This window comes from Porticoccus sp. W117 (genome assembly GCF_030341905.1).
Taxonomy (GTDB): domain Bacteria; phylum Pseudomonadota; class Gammaproteobacteria; order Pseudomonadales; family Porticoccaceae; genus SCSIO-12696.
Genome location: NZ_JATAAF010000003.1, coordinates 158,584 through 177,021, shown reverse-complemented (window position 1 = coordinate 177,021; position 18,438 = coordinate 158,584). Strand labels below are relative to the sequence as shown.

19 protein-coding genes are annotated in these 18,438 nt (G+C 54.4%); 8 read left to right on the top strand and 11 right to left on the bottom strand.

Features of this window, described 5'->3' with window-relative positions:
• Positions 1-3 precede the first annotated feature (3 nt).
• Positions 4-489 carry a GNAT family N-acetyltransferase gene (locus tag QSV34_RS04220; protein WP_289152278.1) on the top strand — a complete coding sequence of 162 codons (486 nt, stop codon included), beginning with the start codon at positions 4-6 and terminating at the stop codon, positions 487-489.
• Positions 490-491: 2 nt separating this feature from the next.
• Here QSV34_RS04220 and rimK read toward each other — a convergent pair whose 3' ends face one another.
• The gene (gene rimK / locus QSV34_RS15230; RefSeq protein WP_502928984.1) at positions 492-1,877 is read right to left on the bottom strand and encodes a 30S ribosomal protein S6--L-glutamate ligase; all 1,386 of its coding nucleotides are present in this window, start codon (positions 1,875-1,877) and stop codon (positions 492-494) included.
• Between the two features lie 179 nt (positions 1,878-2,056).
• On the opposite strand from rimK, the gene QSV34_RS04205 reads away from it, so the two are divergent.
• Both QSV34_RS04205 and QSV34_RS04200 read left to right on the top strand, forming a co-directional pair.
• Positions 2,057-2,311, top strand: a complete 255-nt coding sequence (locus tag QSV34_RS04205) for a type II toxin-antitoxin system Phd/YefM family antitoxin (protein WP_289152276.1) — start codon at positions 2,057-2,059, stop codon at positions 2,309-2,311.
• A complete protein-coding gene (locus QSV34_RS04200) occupies positions 2,304-2,570 on the top strand; it encodes a Txe/YoeB family addiction module toxin (protein ID WP_289152275.1) in 267 nt (88 codons plus the stop codon). The genes QSV34_RS04205 and QSV34_RS04200 overlap by 8 nt, the downstream gene beginning before the upstream one ends.
• Positions 2,571-2,629: 59 nt before the next feature.
• Here the strand turns inward: QSV34_RS04200 and QSV34_RS04195 are convergent, their stop codons facing one another.
• From QSV34_RS04195 to QSV34_RS04180, 4 genes are all read right to left on the bottom strand, one after another.
• Positions 2,630-4,024, bottom strand: coding sequence for an aldehyde dehydrogenase family protein (locus QSV34_RS04195; protein ID WP_289152274.1), 1,395 nt, complete (start codon positions 4,022-4,024; stop codon positions 2,630-2,632).
• 23 nt (positions 4,025-4,047) lie between these two features.
• Positions 4,048-5,376, bottom strand: a complete 1,329-nt coding sequence (gene gabT / locus QSV34_RS04190; protein WP_289152272.1) for a 4-aminobutyrate--2-oxoglutarate transaminase — start codon at positions 5,374-5,376, stop codon at positions 4,048-4,050.
• A 221-nt stretch (positions 5,377-5,597) separates the two neighbouring features.
• Positions 5,598-7,061, bottom strand: a complete 1,464-nt coding sequence (locus tag QSV34_RS04185) for an NAD-dependent succinate-semialdehyde dehydrogenase (RefSeq protein ID WP_289152271.1) — start codon at positions 7,059-7,061, stop codon at positions 5,598-5,600.
• 217 nt (positions 7,062-7,278) lie between these two features.
• Positions 7,279-8,934, bottom strand: a complete 1,656-nt coding sequence (locus tag QSV34_RS04180) for a long-chain fatty acid--CoA ligase (RefSeq protein WP_289152269.1) — start codon at positions 8,932-8,934, stop codon at positions 7,279-7,281.
• Between the two features lie 103 nt (positions 8,935-9,037).
• Between QSV34_RS04180 and speB the strand changes: the two genes are divergently transcribed.
• The 3 genes from speB (at position 9,038) to QSV34_RS04165 (ending at position 11,393) form a co-directional block, all read left to right on the top strand.
• A complete protein-coding gene (gene speB, locus QSV34_RS04175) occupies positions 9,038-9,994 on the top strand; it encodes an agmatinase (protein WP_289152268.1) in 957 nt (318 codons plus the stop codon).
• Between the two features lie 162 nt (positions 9,995-10,156).
• Positions 10,157-10,981 carry a patatin-like phospholipase family protein gene (locus QSV34_RS04170; protein ID WP_289152267.1) on the top strand — a complete coding sequence of 275 codons (825 nt, stop codon included), beginning with the start codon at positions 10,157-10,159 and terminating at the stop codon, positions 10,979-10,981.
• A 121-nt stretch (positions 10,982-11,102) separates the two neighbouring features.
• Positions 11,103-11,393 (top strand): GIY-YIG nuclease family protein, encoded by a 291-nt coding sequence (locus QSV34_RS04165; protein ID WP_289152265.1) that lies wholly within the window; start codon positions 11,103-11,105, stop codon positions 11,391-11,393.
• 60 nt (positions 11,394-11,453) lie between these two features.
• Here the strand turns inward: QSV34_RS04165 and yfaE are convergent, their stop codons facing one another.
• The 3 genes from yfaE to nrdA form a co-directional block, all read right to left on the bottom strand.
• Positions 11,454-11,972 carry a class I ribonucleotide reductase maintenance protein YfaE gene (gene yfaE, locus QSV34_RS15180; protein ID WP_353738341.1) on the bottom strand — a complete coding sequence of 173 codons (519 nt, stop codon included), beginning with the start codon at positions 11,970-11,972 and terminating at the stop codon, positions 11,454-11,456.
• Between the two features lie 62 nt (positions 11,973-12,034).
• Positions 12,035-13,165 (bottom strand): class Ia ribonucleoside-diphosphate reductase subunit beta, encoded by a 1,131-nt coding sequence (gene nrdB, locus QSV34_RS04155; protein WP_289152264.1) that lies wholly within the window; start codon positions 13,163-13,165, stop codon positions 12,035-12,037.
• A gap of 90 nt (positions 13,166-13,255) precedes the next feature.
• Entirely contained in the window at positions 13,256-15,529 is a 2,274-nt protein-coding gene (nrdA, locus tag QSV34_RS04150; protein WP_289152263.1) for a class 1a ribonucleoside-diphosphate reductase subunit alpha, read from the bottom strand.
• A 414-nt stretch (positions 15,530-15,943) separates the two neighbouring features.
• Between nrdA and QSV34_RS04145 the strand changes: the two genes are divergently transcribed.
• A complete protein-coding gene (locus QSV34_RS04145) occupies positions 15,944-16,189 on the top strand; it encodes a DUF1289 domain-containing protein (protein ID WP_289152262.1) in 246 nt (81 codons plus the stop codon).
• A 132-nt stretch (positions 16,190-16,321) separates the two neighbouring features.
• On the opposite strand, the gene mutM is transcribed toward QSV34_RS04145, so the two are convergent.
• On the bottom strand, positions 16,322-17,137 hold the full coding sequence (gene mutM, locus QSV34_RS04140) for a bifunctional DNA-formamidopyrimidine glycosylase/DNA-(apurinic or apyrimidinic site) lyase (protein WP_289152261.1): 816 nt from the start codon (positions 17,135-17,137) through the stop codon (positions 16,322-16,324).
• Positions 17,138-17,280: 143 nt separating this feature from the next.
• On the opposite strand from mutM, the gene QSV34_RS04135 reads away from it, so the two are divergent.
• A complete protein-coding gene (locus QSV34_RS04135) occupies positions 17,281-17,700 on the top strand; it encodes an ExbD/TolR family protein (protein WP_289152259.1) in 420 nt (139 codons plus the stop codon).
• Between the two features lie 206 nt (positions 17,701-17,906).
• Here QSV34_RS04135 and rpmG read toward each other — a convergent pair whose 3' ends face one another.
• Entirely contained in the window at positions 17,907-18,074 is a 168-nt protein-coding gene (rpmG, locus tag QSV34_RS04130) for a 50S ribosomal protein L33 (protein ID WP_289152257.1), read from the bottom strand.
• A 35-nt stretch (positions 18,075-18,109) separates the two neighbouring features.
• Complete coding sequence (gene rpmB, locus QSV34_RS04125) at positions 18,110-18,346, bottom strand: 50S ribosomal protein L28 (protein WP_289152256.1); 237 nt, start codon at positions 18,344-18,346, stop codon at positions 18,110-18,112.
• Positions 18,347-18,438: the final 92 nt, after the last annotated feature.

Genomic DNA, 18,438 nt, shown 5'->3' with positions numbered 1-18,438 from the left:
TTCATGCGATTATCCCCCACCACAGACGCTGACCTGGAAACCCTGAATAGCTGGATCGGCAGCCGGCAACAGTGCATCACCTGGGGCAGTGAAAATATTCGCTACCCGTTTACCCACCAAAGCCTGAAAGAGGACATCCAGTGGGATACCTCAACCAACTGCTCATTGCTGGATGAAGAAGGCGCCATGGTGGGCTTTGGCCAGTACAGCAAACGGCACAACCGAATACATTTGTCTCGCCTGATAATCAACCCAAGCCATCGTGGCAAAGGATACGGGAAAATACTGGTTGACCAGTTACTTGCTCATGCCATTCAAACATTGAATTGCCCACTGGCATCACTGTTTGTGTATCAGGCAAACCAGCAGGCTATTCACTGTTATCGCGCACTGGGCTTTGCAGAGACCCCCAGCCCATTGGAAGAACGCCGCAAAAACTGCCCTGGTACAGAACCGGCAATCTTTATGACGAAAGAGCTGGCCATATAACGCTATTTAGACTTGTTCACCCAGCCCAACGCCTTTTCAATAGACCCGATCATCGCCCCGGCAACATCAATCTGTGTGGCAGATTCAATGCCCTCCAGACCCGGCGACGAGTTCACTTCCAGCAGCAGCGGCCCCTTGCTGGAACGGATAATATCCACACCCGCCACTTTCAGGCCCATGGTTTTGGCGGCTTTGATCGCCAGCTTTTTCTCCGCTGCGGTGACCTTCACGATGGAAGCACTACCACCCTGATGAATGTTGGCGCGAAACTCGCCGGGGGCCGCAGTGCGTTCGATGGAAGCCACCACCTTGCCGTCGATCACAAAACAGCGCAGGTCTTTGCCGCTGGCCTCCTTGATAAACTCCTGCACCAACAGGTTGGCCTTCAAAGACTTGATGGCATTGATCACACTCTCTGCCGCCTTCTTGGTTTCCGCCAGCACCACGCCGCGCCCTTGGGTGCCTTCAAGCAATTTCACAATCAGCGGTGCGCCGCCCACCATTTCAATCAGGTCGTTGGTATCCATGGGAGAATTTGCAAATCCGGTGGTGGGGATGTCCAGACCGCTTTTTTGCAGCAACTGCAGTGAATAGAGTTTGTCCCGGGATGAGGTGACCGCCGCTGAGGAGTTAAGCGTAAACACATTCAGGCTCTCAAAGTGACGGGTCAAGGCACAGCCATAAAAGGTCAGACTGGGGCGGATGCGGGGAATCACCGCATCCAGATCGTTGAGCACCAACCCGCCGCGGTAGTACACCTCCGGCTCCTCAGCATCCAGCTTCATATAGCACTGTTTGATGTTGAGGAAGATCATTTCATGGCCTCGTTCGGCGCCAGCTTCCATCAGGCGCTTGTTGCTGTACAGCTCCGGGTTGCTGGCCAACACGCCAATTTTCAGGCCGCTGGCAGCGCGCTCGACAATACCGTACAACTGGGTAATTTCGCTGTGGGACAATTCGCCCAGACAAAAACTGGCGGCTGGGTCCACCAGCATGCGGCCGCCCATGGCCTCCCGCCCCAGCAGCATTCGGTAGCCCATGGAATCGCGGTTGCTGAGTGTCAGCTCAATTTCCCAGATATCACCGCCAATTTGCACCGGCGCCATAATTACGTAGCGCTTCTCACGGGTGCCGTTGGAGCTTTTGATAAAGCGGCGATCCACCACCGGGGATTCGCAGTGCACAGTGGTGCTGCGATCCCCCTGCAACGGGTGCACGTCAAAACTTACCCACGCCTGAGAATGGCGGGTAAAGGGCTGGATATTAAAGGCATGAAGCGATGAGGTTTTGGCCCCGGAGTCTACCCGTGCTTTAACTGCAGGTATCCCCAAACTGGGGAACGAGCACCACTCCTCACTGCCAACAATCAGTTTTTGTTCTTGCTGCATCGGCCACTCCCGCAATAATTTCGTATACCAGATATAAGGATGTGCGAGATTATCTGGAAAGTGACCATCGGTAAACTGGCAAAGTGAGTATCAGTTGCCACGAGCTCCGCCCCGCAACTTGCACAATTAACCGTACAAGTTATACTTGCACAACTATTTGGACAAGTATGGCCGTCACCATGAGAATCGTTAATTTTTCCGAAGCCAGAAATCATTTAAAAAGCGTACTGGATCAGGTCACCGAAGACGCCGACTGCACCATCATCTCCCGCCGGGATGCCAGTGATGCCGTGGTAATGTCTCTCGACCACTACAACAGCTTGATCGAAACCGTGCACTTACTGAAAAGCCCGGCCAATGCAGCCCACCTGGCAAAATCCATAGAGCAGTACCGGAAAGGGAACACACAGGAACAGGAGTTACTGGATGATTGAAATTCTGGCCTGGACCAGGGAAGCGTGGTCAGACTACATCTATTGGCAGAGCCAAGACAGGAAAACTCTGCGGAGAATTAACAAGCTGATTACTGATGCCAAACGTTCTCCATTTTCCGGCATCGGCAAACCAGAGCCTCTGAAAGAAAACCTGTCCGGTTTCTGGTCGAGGCGCATCGATGAAAGCAATCGTCTGGTTTATATCGTCGACGACAAACGCCTCACCATTATTTCCTGCCGTTACCACTACGAAAAATAACCGCCCACAAAAAAGGCCTCTCACGAGGCCTTTTTCAATACGACAAAAGTTACTGAAACTTACGCCCAGATAACTTCGTCTTCCGGCTGAACCGCATCGGCAATGGGCAGGCCCACACGGGAGATATTCACCATGTGTTTCCAGTCCAGGTTTTCCGAGATGCTGTTGTTGCCCCAGGAACCACAACCCAGGGTGGTGGTGGGAGCAAAACCGTTGAAGAAAGAACCACCAGCGCTCAGGGAGGAAGGCTGATTAACCACCAGGCGGCTAACGGTCAGCTCCAGACCCGCTTGTTTGATGTGGTCTTCGTTGTCGGAGTGAATGCTGCAAGAGTGCCCTTTGCCCTCGTAGTTGAGGTTGGACTGGGCAATGTGCAGAGCTTCGTCAAAGGTGTTGTACTTGAAGGTAGACAGCACGGAACACAGTTTCTCTTTACAGAGCACGTCTTCTCGACCGATACCTTCTGCCTTGAGCAGAATCACCCGCACGCCGTCGGCAATCTCAACACCGGCACGCTGGCCGATAATCTGGGAAGATTGTCCAATGACTTCGCGGTGCATCACACCGTCTTCGTTGTAGAGGGCTTTGCGGAATTGCTCAACGGTTTCCGGGTTGTCGAAGTAAGCCACTTTTCCGGTCGCCAACAGCGCTTCGATCACGGTGTCGTAATCGTCTTCGTGGGCAATCACAGATTGCTCGGAAGAACAGATAATGCCGTTGTCGAAGGCAGCGCCGGCAACCACTTTTTCAGCGGCAGCGTTGAAGTCGATGTCGCGGTCAAAGATGCATTGCACGTTGCCTGCACCCACACCGAAGGAAGGCTTGCCGCTGGAGTAGGCAGCTTTCACCATGGCCATACCACCGGTGGCAACCACGACGTCAGCCAGCTTCATCAGCTCATTGGTTTTCTCAATGGAGCCCTGCTTAACCACTTGAATCAGGTTTCTGGGGGCGCCCAGCTTGTCGAATTCCGCGTGCCACAGAGACACCAGGTACTCGGACATTTTTTGTACGCTGGGGTGTGCCGCCACCACAATGGCATTGCCGCCTTTGAGGGCAAACATAGCATTACACATGGGCGTTACCACCGGGTTGGTGCACGGAGTCACTGCACCCACCACGCCGATGGGCTTGGCCACCAGATGAAGGTTTTTTTCTTCATCGTGACCGATAATGCCGATGGATTTAACGCCTTTCAGGTTATTCCAGATGGTTCTGGACTTGCCCTTGTTCTTGAGGATTTTGTCTTCGTAAACGCCCAGACGGCTTTCGTCGACCGCCATGCGCGCCAGTTCCTCGGCGTTGTCAAATACCACTTTGCCAACCACCTTAACCAGTGCATCAACCTGCTCCTGGCTGTAACCGGCAATCACTGCCTGAGCTTCTCTGGACTGAGCCACCAGCTCGGCAACTGTTTCTACTGGCGCGCCAGTTTCTACTGCTGCGTTTGTCATAACTATTACCTCTACCTCTTAACTCAATTCAGTTCCGCAAAACACTGTTCCAGAATATCCAAGCCCTCATTGGCCACATCGTCGCCAATGGTCAGTGCGGGCAGGAAGCGGATAACATTGCTGCGGAAACCACAAGACAACAGGATCAGACCCTTTTCCTGACCTTTCGCCACCAGAGCTTTGGTGAGTTCCGGGTTGGGCTGTTCGCTGTCACCGTTTTGGATCAATTCCATGGCAATCATAGCACCGCGCTCGCTGCGAATCTCGCCAATCAGGTTCGGATATTGAGCCTGCAGAGCGCCGAGGCGCTGACCGAACAGAGCACCGATATGGTTGGCACGCTCTACCAGGCCTTCTTCTTTAATCACATCCAGTACCGCCAGAGCAGCGGCGCAACCGATGGGGGAACCGCCGTAGGTGCCACCCAAGCCGCCGGGGTTAGGAGAATCCATCACTTCGGCCTTACCAATAACCGCAGCAATGGGGAAGCCACCGGCAATGCCCTTGGCAGCAGTCATCAGGTCGGGCTCAACACCAGAGTATTCGGTGCAGAAGAACTTACCAGTACGGGCAAAACCGGTCTGGATTTCGTCGGCGATCAACATAATGCCGTGCTCGTCACAGAGCTTGCGCAGAGCTTGCATAAAGCTATCGGAAGCGGGGTAGAAACCACCTTCGCCCTGAACCGGCTCCAGGATAATGGCCGCTACGTCGCTGGGCTCAATGTCCACTTTGAACAGATTATTCAGGGCTTTCAGGGATTCTTCTTCGCTGATGCCGTGATAGGGAATCGGGTACGGTGCGTGGAAAATTTCGCCGGGGAACGGGCCGAACAGGTTTTTGTAGGGAGTCACTTTACCGGTGAGGCCCATGGCCATCATGGTACGGCCGTGGAAGCCGCCGTTAAAGGCGATAACACCGCGGCGACCGGTGTGAGCGCGGGCGATCTTGATGCAGTTTTCCACCGCTTCAGCGCCAGTGGTGACAAAGATGGTTTTCTTGGGGGTGTCACCGGGAGCCAGCTGGTTGAGCTGCTCGGCCAGCTCAACCGCGCTGTCGTAGGGAGTTACCATCACGCAAGTGTGGCTGAACTTTTCCAGCTGAGCCTGAACCGCCGCTTTTACCTTGGGGTGGTTGTGGCCAGTGTTAACCACCGCAATGCCACTGCCAAAGTCGATGTAGCGGTTGCCTTCCACATCCCACAATTCGGCATTGTCAGCGCGATCAATATAAAACGGCGCCAGGTTGCCCTGGCCACGGGCGATGGCCTGCTCTTTGCGGGCCTGAAGTTCTGCGTTAGTGGTCATCTTGTCACCTGCTTTTTCGGGTAAGCCTTGTGCTTGCATGTTCATGGATTGCTCCTGTCTAAAAACAGCTCGCGCATTCGAGCTAATCGTACTTGGTTAAAGGTCGCACGCTTGGCGTCGCACGTCGCACGCTTTTTTTGGCGCAAATGCGATTTTGCCCTGCGATCAACCCCAATTATTTCGCGTTAATTTAAGGTAACACTCAGCTCGTTCCGAAGCCGCGCTTTTAGCGTGCGACGTCAGACGTGCGACGTGTGGCCCTGTACTTATTTATCTATGCCACCGAGGCACATGTATTTAATTTCCAGATAATCGTCGAGGCCATACTTCGAGCCTTCGCGACCATCGCCGGATTCTTTAATGCCGCCAAACGGCGCCATTTCATTGGAGATGCTGCCATCATTGACGCCGACAATGCCGTATTCCAGTTCTTCAGAAACGCGCCAGATGCGGCCAATGTCTCGGGAATAGAAATAAGACGCCAAGCCAAATTCACTGTCGTTGGCCAAATCGATGGCTTGCTGTTCGCTGCTGAACTTGATCAGCGGCGCCACTGGGCCAAAAATTTCCTCGCGGAATACCCGCATGCCGTCGCAGACGTTGGTTAGTACAGTGGGCTCCACAAAAGCACCACCCAGCGGTGAGCGACCACCGGTGGCCAGGGTTGCCCCTCGCTCTACGGCATCGTCGATCAACTCACAGACGCCATTGGCGGCACCTTCGTCGATCAGTGGGCCAAAGTTCACCCCGTCTTCAAAACCGTTGCCCACGGTAAAGCCGTCTTTCACCGCCTGCACCAGCTTGGCAGCAAATTCGTCGTAAATGCCTTCCTGCACCAGAATGCGGTTGGAGCACACGCAGGTTTGGCCGGCGTTGCGGTACTTGGATATCAGTACGCCCTGTACCGCAGCATCCAGGTCGGCATCGTCAAAGACAATAAAAGGTGCGTTGCCGCCCAGCTCCATGGAGGTGCGTTTTACTGTAGCCGCACATTGTTCCATGAGGTGCTTGCCCACTGGGGTTGAGCCGGTAAAGGTCACTTTGCGGACGATTTCGTTGCCGGTAATTTCGTCGCCGATCTCGCGAGTGGTACCAGTAACCACATTGATTACGCCCGCAGGAATGCCGGCACGCTCAGCCAATTCAACCAGTGCGTAAGCCGACAGCGGCGTGGCATTGGCGGGCTTGCACACCACCGAACAACCAGCAGCCAGAGCCGGGGCAATTTTACGAGTGAGCATGGCGTTAGGGAAATTCCAGGGAGTGATACAACCCACTACCCCCACCGGTTGCTTGATACACACCAGACGCTTGTCGTTGCTGGGATGGGGAATGGTATCGCCGTATACGCGCTTGGCTTCTTCGGCAAACCACTCAACGTAGTTGGCACCGTAAACAATTTCGCCTTTGGCTTCGGCCAGGGGTTTGCCCTGTTCCGCTGTAAGGATAGCAGCCAGGTCGTCCTGATGCTGAATCATCAGGTTGTACCAGTTGCGCAAAAAGGCAGCGCGCTCTTTGGCGGGCCGGCGCTTCCAGTCCCGCTGGGCCACTTCCGCAGCCTCGATGGCGCGACCGGTTTCAGCGGTGCCACATTTGGCCACTTCCGCTACCATCTCGCCAGTGGCGGGGTTGGTTACCGCCAGGGTTTCACCGCTATCAGCGGCCACCCATTGGCCGTTAATATACGCTGAGGTTTTCAGCAGGGCTGCATCATTTAAAGCCAGCGCCATATTGGGTCTCCATCATTCACGCCGAAGTGAATTTGTCGGCTGTTAGAGCTTGAATTCTGTGGGGTCACCGGCAGTGGGGGTCATCGCCGGGGGCGCGAAATTATCAAGGATTTTGGTGCCAATCTCTACCCATGAGGGGTTAGGCGCTGGCAAGTCACTTTTGCAGAACAACGCATCGAGCATAGAGCACTGTTTTTAAAAGGAATATTCCAGCTATTCATTGTTTTTCCAGGGCATAACCGCTCATCTGTTCCCGCAGGGTTTTCTTGCTCACCTTGCCGGTGGCGGTATGAGGCAGCTGATCCACAAATACACAGTGCTCCGGAACCCACCAGTCGGCGATTTTCCCCTGCAGGGATTCGAGGATGCTCTCAGCACTGCTCCCAGCGCCAGCCTCGGCATCTGGGCGAAGCACTACTACCAATAGTGGCCGTTCCGTCCATTTCGGGTCGGGGATACCAATTACTGCTGCCTCCGCCACCGCCGGGTGCCCCATGGCAGCATTTTCCACATCGATTGAGCTGATCCATTCACCGCCGGATTTGATCACGTCTTTGACCCTGTCGGTAATGGCCATATAACCATCGGAATCGATAGTGGCCACATCACCGGTAGCAAACCAGCCGTTGTCAAAGTGGTCGTCGGTTCCATGCAGTTTGTAATAGTCCCCTGCCACCCAGGGGCCACGCACTTTTAGCTCACCGGCACTGTCACCGTCCCAGGGCAACTCATTGCCCTGGGGATCTTCAATTTTCATTTCCACACCAAATACGGCGCGCCCGGCTTTTGTGCGGTATTGGGCTTGCTGTTCGGCGCTCATCTCCGCCAGACCCACCGGGGGCACGTAGTAAGCCCCAAGCGGGCTGGTTTCGGTCATACCCCAACCGGGGTGCACACTGACGCCATAACCTTCGAGCGCTTGCTTCAGGGATTCCGGGCAGGCAGCACCGCCCACCACCACCTGCTGCAAGCTGGGCACTGTTTCGCCGCTGCTCTGCAGGTACTCCACCAACGCCAGCCAGATAGTCGGCACACCCAGCGAGTAGTCCACCTGATAGCGATTGATCAGCGCGCTAATCACTTCGCCATCCAGCATTTTCGGCCCCGGCAATACCAGGTTGGCGCCAGTCATGGCAGCCACGTGTACCGCCCCCCAAGCGTTGACGTGAAACATGGGCACCAGGGGCATCAATACGCTGCGACTGCTCACCCCCATCACATCCGGCAGGGCTATCATCATGGTGTGCAGTACGGTGCTGCGATGGCTGTAGAGCACGCCTTTGGGGTCGCCGGTAGTGCCGGAGGTATAACAAAGCCCCGCGGCGCTGTTTTCATCCAATTCCGGCCAATCGAATGCTTCTGGCTCTGGGGCCAGCAACTCTTCATAACAGAGCGCATTGGGCAAACCGGTTTCCGGCATATTGGCGCGATCGCAGAGCAGCACATAACCTTTGACGCTGGGCAGGGTAGGCTGGAGTTTTTCCACCAGAGGCACGATCAGTGGGTCCACAAACAGCCATTGATCTTCCGCATGGTTAATGATGTAAGCCACCTGTTCAGGAAACAGCCGCGGGTTAATGGTGTGGCACACCGCACCAAGACAGGCAATGCCAAAATACAGCTCCACATGGCGATGGTCATTCCAGGCCAGAGTGGCGATGCGCTCACCAAGCTCTACCCCCAGCCTCTGCAAGGCGTTGCCCAGCTGATCCACGCGCCGGAAGGCATCCCCCCAGGTGTACTCCTGAGCAGGACTTTCCACCCTAGCGGAGTCCAGTGTCACAGAGGCCACGGTTGCACGCCCGTGCACTTTCCGGGCATGGCGCATAATCGAGGTAACGGTAAGGGGAAAGTCCATCATTTGTGCACGCATGATTTTTACCTTTGTTAATATCCACCCAATTAGGAGTGTAGGCTATCGCCGAATAGTTCCCCTACATTGATTCGCACTGTGATCAACAAAAGGCCACAACCCCATGAGTACCGATTTTAACCAACCCCTTGGTGGCAACCAGATGCCCCGCTTTGGCGGTATTGCATCCCTGTTTCGCCTGCCCACCCAAGAGAATGCTGACGGCCTTGATATTGCCCTGATCGGCGTTCCCCTGGATATCGGCACCAGCAACCGTACCGGCACCCGCTACGGGCCACGGCAGATTCGCACCGAATCCGTACTGGTGCGCCCCTACGGCATGTACACCCGCGCTGCGCCCTTCGACAGCTTTCAGGTAGCCGATATTGGCGATGTGCCGGTGAATCCGTTCAGCCTGGAAAAGTCCATCGACATTATTGAGCGTTACTACGACCAGGTAATGGCCAGCGGCGCCAAAACTGTTTCCTTCGGTGGCGACCACACTGTCGCCCTGCCGATTTTACGAGCGCTGCACAAAAAGCACGGCAAAATGGCGCTGATTCATGTGGATGCCCATGCCGATATCAATGACACCATGTACGGAGAAAAAGTCGCCCACGGCACCATTTTCCGTCGCGCTATCGAGGAAGGCCTGGTAGAACCCACCAAGATGACCCAGATTGGCCTGCGTGCCACCGGCTATTCTGCGGAAGATTTCGACTGGTCCCGCAATCGCGGTGTGCAAGTGGTGCAAGCGGAAGAGTGCTGGCACAAATCACTGGAACCGCTGATGGCAGACATTCGCGAACGCATTGGCCCGGACACCCCCTGCTATCTGAGTTTCGACATTGACGGCCTCGACCCATCTGTAGCCCCCGGCACTGGCACCCCGGAACCCGGCGGCCTGACCACCCCCCAGGGCCTGGAAATCATCCGCGGCTGCTGGGGTTTGAACATGGTCGGCGCTGACCTGGTAGAAGTATCCCCACCCTACGATACCACCGGCAACACCTCATTGCTGGCAGCCAATTTGATTTTTGAAATGCTGTGCAGCTTTCCGGGGTGTGAGAGAAGGGATTAACCCAAAACAAACACCCAGATACACTGACCCCGTGGACAGGGTATGGCTTGCTGCGACTCGCCGTAAACCCATCCATGGGGGCTCGTGGCCAGCATCCATGCTGGCCACGGTCACAGCAAGCCATACCCTGTCCACTTACTTACCTATCACCCGGGGAAAATAATGGCAAAAACAGGAATTGCTTTAGGTGGCGGTGGCGTGCGTGGCCTGGCCCATATTCTGGCACTGGAAACACTGGACAAGTGCGGCATTAAACCCGCCGCCATTGCCGGTGCCAGTATGGGTGCCATCATCGGCGCCCTGTACGCATCAGGCCTGTCGGGAGAGGACATTCACGCCGGAGTAAACCGCCATATCATCCGCAAGGGCGATGACCTGAAAAATATTCTCGCGAAAAAAACCGACCTGCTGAAGTGGCTTAAGCTGGCCACCCCCACCCTGCGTCGCGGCGGCTTTCTCAATGCAGATGGCGCCCTGCATTACCTGCTGGATTTGATTGAGGTGCGCACCTTTGAGGAATTGAAAATTCCCCTCACCGTGGTCGCCACGGATTATTGGAGCGGCGAGGTGGTGGAGTTTCGCAGCGGCGAGCTGCTGCCCGCGCTGAAAGCCAGCATGGCCATACCCGGCGTATTCCCGCCAGTGGAAATCGACGGCCGGGTACTGGTGGACGGCGGTATCGCCAACAACCTGCCTTACGATCTGTTACCACCGGAATGCGACTGCACTGTTGCCGTGGATGTTGCCCCCACCCGGGTACCGCAAGAGAAAGAAGCCGTGCCCGGCCTGCTGGACGCGGTATTGGGCACCTTTGATATTCTGCTGGAAAATGCTGACCGGCAACGGCTGGCAAAATCGCCGCCCTCTGTTTATCTGAAGCCAAAGATCGTCGGAGTACGCACCCTGGACTTCGACATGATTGAAGAGGTTTTTGAGCAGGCAGCTCCGGCGATGGCGGAATTTGAAGATAAGTTACAACAGCTGTGAGATCCTCACGTCGCCTTTGGCGACTCAGTATGACAGTGTTAAGAAGTTCGTCATCCTGAGCCGCGTAGCGGCGTGAGGATCTCACAACCACCCAAATGGCACGCAACAAAAAGGATTTTATATGCCATCTTCAAGCAGTTTTTTTGTTTATATCCTGACGAATCACTTTAACCGGGTGCTATACACTGGGATCACAAATAACCTGGAACGGAGACTCTATGAACACCGCTCCGGCTCGGTGCCCGGCTTTACCAGCCAGTACCGGTGCCACAAGCTGGTTTATTTTGAAGAAACACCTTCTGTGCGATCCGCCATAGAACGTGAAAAACAAATCAAGTCCTGGCGACGAGCAAAGAAAGTTGCATTGATTGAGTCGCAAAACCCAGCTTGGAAGGAATTATTGGAGTTGTGAGATCCTCACGCCGCTACGCGGCTCAGGATGACAGAGGTGGCAGTTCTGGGTGGCAGGAAGTTATCCCTTCAACTTCAACTGCAAATCCGTTTTTGGCACACAGCAACAGGGCAGGATTTCATCGTTGTTGATCCACGCCATAGGCTCTTGCAGATAGGCCACTTCGCCACTCACCAGCTGTGTGCGGCAACTGCCGCAGTAACCTTCGCGGCACTGGTAGGGAACATAAACGTCTTGCGCTTCCAGAGATTCCAGCAAATTGTTGGCGTGCTGAAACTGCACCACCGCCCGTGACGCCTCGTCGCCATTGATATTGTGCACAGCCACCGCATGGGCGGGTTTGGCCATGCCATCCAGCTCAATTTGCGGGGTTTCTTCCGGCTGCTCCGCATTGCCCAGAGGAATAAAAAATTCCTGCTGTTCAAAGGCGGCGCTATCGAAAGACAAGCTGTCCATAGCAAGGCTCTCTAAAGAAAGTAAAGCCACAGGTTCGGATTCCAGTTCAAAGAAAGGTTTTTGAGCGCGATTGTCGAGTTGAAAGTCGCTGTTCTTATGGGTGTCAGTTTTATTGGTGGGCATGACGGAAATTTGTTTCCGTCATCCTGAGCTGTGCTCAGGATGACAAAACAAAGTGTCTCTCCTTATAAAGAGAATTCCCCAAACTCCTCGGTATCCACTTCCGCATCGATGGCACCCACCAGATAGGAGCTGATTTCGGATTCCTGGGGCGCAACCTGTACGTTGTCGCTCACCAGCCAGGCATCCATCCAGGGCAGCGGATTGCTTTTCACAGTAAAGGGCGCTGGCAGGTTAACCGCCTGCATGCGCTGGTTAGTGATGTACTCCACGTACTGACAGAGAATTTCTTTGTTAAGGCCAATCATGGAACCTTCTTTAAACAGGTAGTCGGCCCAGTCTTTTTCCTGCTGGGCGGCGTCGGTAAACATCTGGATCACTTCCTGCTCGCACTCTTGAGCGATTTCCGCCATTTCCGGATCGTCTTTGCCCTGGGCGAATATCTGCATCATGTGCTGAGTGGAGGTCAGGTGCAGTGCTTCGTCGCGGGCAATCAGTTTGATCACCTTGGCGTTGCCTTCCATTTTGGCGCGCTCCGCAAAAGCGAAGGAGCAGGCAAAGCTGACGTAGAAGCGAATCGCTTCAAGAATGTTCACTGAGGCAACGGTGAGGTAGAGCTTTTTCTTCAATTCACGCAGGTCAACCACAACCTCTTGGCCATTGATACTGTGCGTACCAACGCCGAAGTTGTTGTAGTTATTTACGCCTTCAATCAGGTCGTCGTAGTAGCGGGTGACGCTTTCCGCACGAGCAATAATGTGCTCGTTGTGCATGATGTCATCAAATATCTCGCCGGGGTTGGGCACGATATTGCGGATGATGTGGGTGTAAGAGCGGGAGTGGATGGTCTCGCTGAACGACCAGGTTTCGATCCAGGTTTCCAATTCCGGCAGCGACACAATGGGCAGCAGCGCCACGTTGGGGGAGCGGCCCTGCACCGAGTCCAGCAGGGTCTGGTATTTCAGATTGGAAACAAATATGTGCTTTTCGTGCTCTGGCAGGTTGGAAAAGTCACTGCGGTCATTGGACAGATCCACTTCTTCCGGGCGCCAGAAGAACGACAGCTGCTTTTCGATCAGCTGCTCAAAAATACCGTACTTCTGTACGTCGTAACGGGACACGTTAACGTTCTCGCCAAAGAACATGGGTTGTTCCAGGGCATTGAATTCGTTGCGGTTAAAGGTTTGGTAGGTCATCGTTGCTTTCTATTCTCTTCGAGCCATGGATTCCCGCCTTCGCGGGAATGACGAATCCGGGTCATCCCTGCGCAGGCGGGGATCCAGACGTTAAATCTTGCACGCTCCACCTGCACAGCCGTCGTCTTCTTCCATGTGGCTGTCGGAAGCGCCGTCGCGGGTGTTGTGGTAGTACAGGGTTTTCAGCCCCAGCTTGTAGCAGGTCAGCAGGTCTTTGAGCAGCAGCTTCATGGGCACTTTCTTGTCCGGGAAGCGCGCCGGGTCGTAGTTGGTATTGGCAGAAATCGCCTGGTCGACAAACTTCTGCATAATACCCACCAGCTGGACGTAGCCATCATTGCCGGGCATATTCCACAGCAATTCGTAGTTCTCCCGGTATTTTTCCAGCTCCGGCACCACCTGTTTGAGGATGCCGTCTTTGGAGGCCTTGACCGAGACAAAACCACGCGGTGGCTCAATGCCATTGGTGGCATTGGATATTTGTGAGGACGTTTCCGACGGCATCAGCGCGGTCAACGTGGAATTGCGCAGGCCGTCGCGAACGATGTCCTGGCGCAAGCCTTCCCAATCCAGGTGCAGGGGTTCGTCGCAGATGCTGTCTAGGTCGCTTTTGTAATTATCGATGGGCAATACACCCTGGGCGTAGCGAGTATCTTCGAACTTGCGGCAGGTACCGAACTCCCGCGCCAACTGGTTGGACGCTTTCAGCAGGTAGTACTGGATAGCCTCGAAGGTGCGGTGAGTGAGGCCGTTGGCGGTGCCGTCGGAGTATTTGGCGCCATTCTTGGCCAGGTAGTAGGCGTAGTTGATCACGCCGACGCCCAGTGTGCGGCGATCCATGGAGCCTTTCTCGGCAGCGGCCACCGGGTAGTCCTGGTAGGACAGCAGGCTGTCCAGGGCGCGCACCAACAAGTCGGCTAATTCTTCCAGGTCGTCGAGAGAATCCAGCGCCCCCAGGTTAAAGGCCGCCAGGGTGCAGAGGGCGATTTCACCATCGGTGTCGTTGATGTCTTCCAGCGGGGCCGTGGGCAGGGCGATTTCCAAACACAGGTTGGACTGACGCACTGGCGCCTTGGCCGGGTCGAAGGGGCCGTTGTTGTTGCAGTGGTCCACGTTCTGTAGGTAGATGCGCCCGGTGGAAGCGCGTTCCTGCATAAACTGGCCGAACAAATCCACCGCCTTGAGGGTTTTCTTGCGGATGCTGTCGTCCTGCTCGTACTGGCGATACAGCTCTTCGAATTTGCTCTGATCTTCAAAGAAAGCGTCATACAGACCGGGAACATCGGAAGGACTGAACAGGGTGATATTACCGCCCTTAATCAGACGCTCATACATCAACTTATTGAACTGCACACCGTAGTCCAAGTGGCGAACCCGGTTTTCTTCCACACCGCGATTGTTTTTCAGCACCAGCAAGGATTCCACTTCCAGGTGCCAAATGGGGTAGAACAAGGTGGCGGCACCGCCGCGCACACCGCCTTGGGAGCAGCTTTTTACTGCCGTCTGGAAGTGCTTGTAGAACGGGATACAGCCAGTGTGGAAAGCCTCGCCGCCGCGAATTTCCGAGCCGAGCGCGCGAATCTTACCGGCGTTCACACCAATGCCGGCGCGGTGACTGACATAGCGCACAATGGCGGCAGAGGTGGCACTGATGGAATCCAGGGAGTCACCACACTCAATCAGCACGCAAGAGCTGAACTGGCGGGTGGGGGTGCGCACGCCAGACATGATCGGCGTGGGCAGGGAAACTTTGAACAGGGACACCGCATCGTAAAAACGACGGATGTAATCCATGCGGGTTTCCGGAGGGTAACTGGCAAACAGGCAGGCACCGATCAATACATAGAGAAACTGCGGGCTCTCAAAAATTTCGCCGGTTACCCGATTCTGCACCAAGTATTTACCTTCCAGCTGCTTCACCGCCGCGTAGCTGAATTTCAGGTCGCGGGTGTGATCCAGAAAGGCGTCCATCTGATCAAATTCTTCCGGGGTGTAGTCGGTCAGCAGGTTGGCATCGTAGCGCTTGGCGTCCACCTGTTTGGCCACGTGTTCGTACAGCGTGGGCGGCTCGTACTGGCCGTAGGCTTTTTTGCGCAGGTGAAAGATATTCAGCCGCGCCGCCAGGTATTGGTAATCCGGACGCTCCTCGGAAATCAGGTCGGCGGCGGATTTGATCAGGGTTTCGTGGATGTCGGCGGTCTTGATGCCATCCACGAACTGCAGATGCGCTTTCAACTCCACTTCCGACACAGAGACGTTATCCAGCCCCGCTGCCGCCCAATCAACCACTTTATGAATTTTATCGAGATCGATGGCTTCAGTGCGGCCATCGCGCTTGGTGACTTTCAGATCGCTGCTGTTCATTGCCTGCCCGCTGAGAATAGTGATTTTTTTGATGACTTGTTGTTATTAATCAGAGGAAATACGCAGGTGGCTACAACTTATATGCTTTTACCCACAAGTTCCCTTTGTATTGCTGCTTTTTCGAGAATTTTATGTATTTCGCAACAGTGTCAGCACCTGCTGGAGACACAATATAATGTGTTACAACTGTCACAGCAATACTACATATAGATGATTTTACATTTGTGCCTGTACAAAATTCAGACTGAAGAATGAGTGTAAGCAAGCACTAACAAGACAGACGGCAGCAGCTACAGAAGCGATAAAATTCAACTCATATAAGGGTATTTTTTGCCCCATTCAATTTTCAGATGCAGCTTTTTTGTACCTATATATGTACAGTGAGGGCCTGTTTGCGCTACCTGAATCGCCACTGTGGAACAGTGTGAATTTTTTGCCATACCCAACCCCTGTAAAGGCATCTGCAAAAGCGGGCCTCGCGGCTACTGCTATGGCTGCTTTCGCAGCCGCGAAGAGCGCCAACACTGGAACAAACTGGAAGACCCGATAAAACGCAAAATTATTCACGCCTGCGCCCTGCGCCAGCGGCGTTACGAGCTGGGACAGAGTATTGTGGAAGATCAGGACGAGCCGATTTTGCAGCAGAGTCTGTTTGAATAGCTGCCAAAGGTCGAAAGCGCTGGCCGAGGATACTTTGCTGTGACCGCGACCAACAAGGATGTTGGTCACGAGCCCCCAAGGATGGGTTAACGGCGTGTTACAGCAAAGTATCCTCGGCCAGCGCAAAATGCACTATCGCTGACACGCCCCACAATACACCGTCGCCCGCTGCCCCAGGCGCACTTCCTTTAATACCTTTCCACAGACCGTACAAGGCTCACCACCGCGCCCATAAACATGCAGTTGCTGGGCAAAGTAGCCCGGCTTGCCATCGCCGCCAACAAAATCCTTTAAGGTAGTTCCGCCCTGCTCGATAGCCCGCGCCAATACGTCTTTAATGGTTTGCACCAAAACCCCGTAGCGCTGGCAGGAAATGCGCCCCGCCTCCCGCAACGGGTGAATGCCCGCCGCAAACAGCGCTTCGTTGGCGTAGATATTGCCAACCCCCACCACGATTTTGCTGTCCATAATCAGGCTTTTTACCGGTAGCTTGCGCTTGCGCGAGCGGCGGAACAGGTAGTCGCCGTCAAATTCATCACTCAATGGCTCCGGCCCCAGATGGCGCAGCAGTGGATGCTCGCCGGGTTCACCATCCACCCACAGTACAGCGCCAAAACGGCGGGGGTCGGTCAAACGAATGGCCTGACCGCCAACCATGACAATATCCACATGATCGTGCTTGCCAACTTCTGTGGTCGCAGGCACCACACGCAAGCTGCCAGACATCCCCAAATGCATCATCAGGTGGCCATGGTCAAAGCGCCACAACAGGTATTTGCCGCGCCGCAGCAAGCCGTCGACCTGCTTTCCAGACAGTAATTGGGGCAAATTTTCCGGCACCGACCAACGCAATTGGCGCTGGCGAACCACTATATCGGCTACCCTCTTTTGGGTAGCGTAGGGAAAAATTCCCCGTAAAGTCGTTTCAACCTCTGGCAATTCGGGCATTTTTTCTCTCATTCTCCTTGTGGCGGGAAAAATATTTCTGGCATACTAGCTGCCCGACACAATCCATCACAATATATATGGTGAGCAGCACCGGGTTTTTGCCGGTCAACTGACTCACAGCAGTTCAAGGGTAGGGGTATCAAATGGCACTAGGAAAGCGCAGAAAGGCAGAGGACGAGTCAGAGATTGACCTGACACCAATGCTGGACGTTGTATTCATCATGCTGATCTTCTTTATTGTGACAGCATCCTTTGTAAAAGAAGTAGGTATCGACCTTAACAAACCACCGGCTTCGGACACCCCTCCAGACAATGAGAACAAAGTCAAAAACGTTGTCTTTAAAGTCACCGCCGACGGCCAGATCTTTATGGAGAACCGTTTGGTAGACATCCGCTCTGTACGCGCCAACGTAGAACGCCTGCGGGCCGAGAGCCCTGAGGGCAAGGTGATTGTGCAGGCCAACAAAGCAGCCCCTTCTAAAGTCTTTATTGAGATTGCCGACCAGGCCCGTGAAGCGGAAGTACCCCACGGAGATATCTCCCTCAGTTTTATCGAAGAATAGCTTTACTTCATTTCCCAAAAACCGGCCAATGGCCGGTTTTTTTATGGCTGCTGCAACATCGTCATCCTGAGGAGCCCGGAGGGCGACGTGAGGATCTCATAACCTGCCAGCCTTTAGATCCTCACGTCGGCTACGCCTCCTCAGGATGACGGCACAAAAAAGCCCGGCGATTAGCCGGGCTTTTGCGCACTCAGAAAGCGGATCAATTACTTGATCTTGGCTTCCTTGTACATCACATGCTGGCGGATGGTGGGGTCGTACTTCTTCATTTCCATCTTTTCAGGCATGGTGCGCTTGTTCTTGTCAGTGGTGTAGTAGTGACCGGTTCCGGCGCTGGACACCAGCTTGATCTTGTCGCGATTTGACTTGGCCATAAGCCTTCTCCTTTACAAAAAACGCCGCGGGCGCTTTAAACTTTTTCGCCGCGTGCGCGGATTTCAGTCAGCACCGTATCGATGCCTTTCTTGTCGATAATGCGCATACCTTTGGTAGAAACGCGCAGTTTCACGAAACGCTTTTCGCCTTCCACCCAGAAACGGTGGGTGTGCAAGTTCGGCTCGAACCGGCGACGGGTGCGATTCTTGGCGTGAGATACATTGTTTCCGGTCATCGGACGCTTGCCGGTAACCTGACATACTTTAGACATGACGTTGCCTCTATACCCTTTAACTTCACCGCCAGCGCCGAGGTTAATCGGGGGCAATGCTCTGGAAATTTGTCGTAAACCTTTGTCTTAAC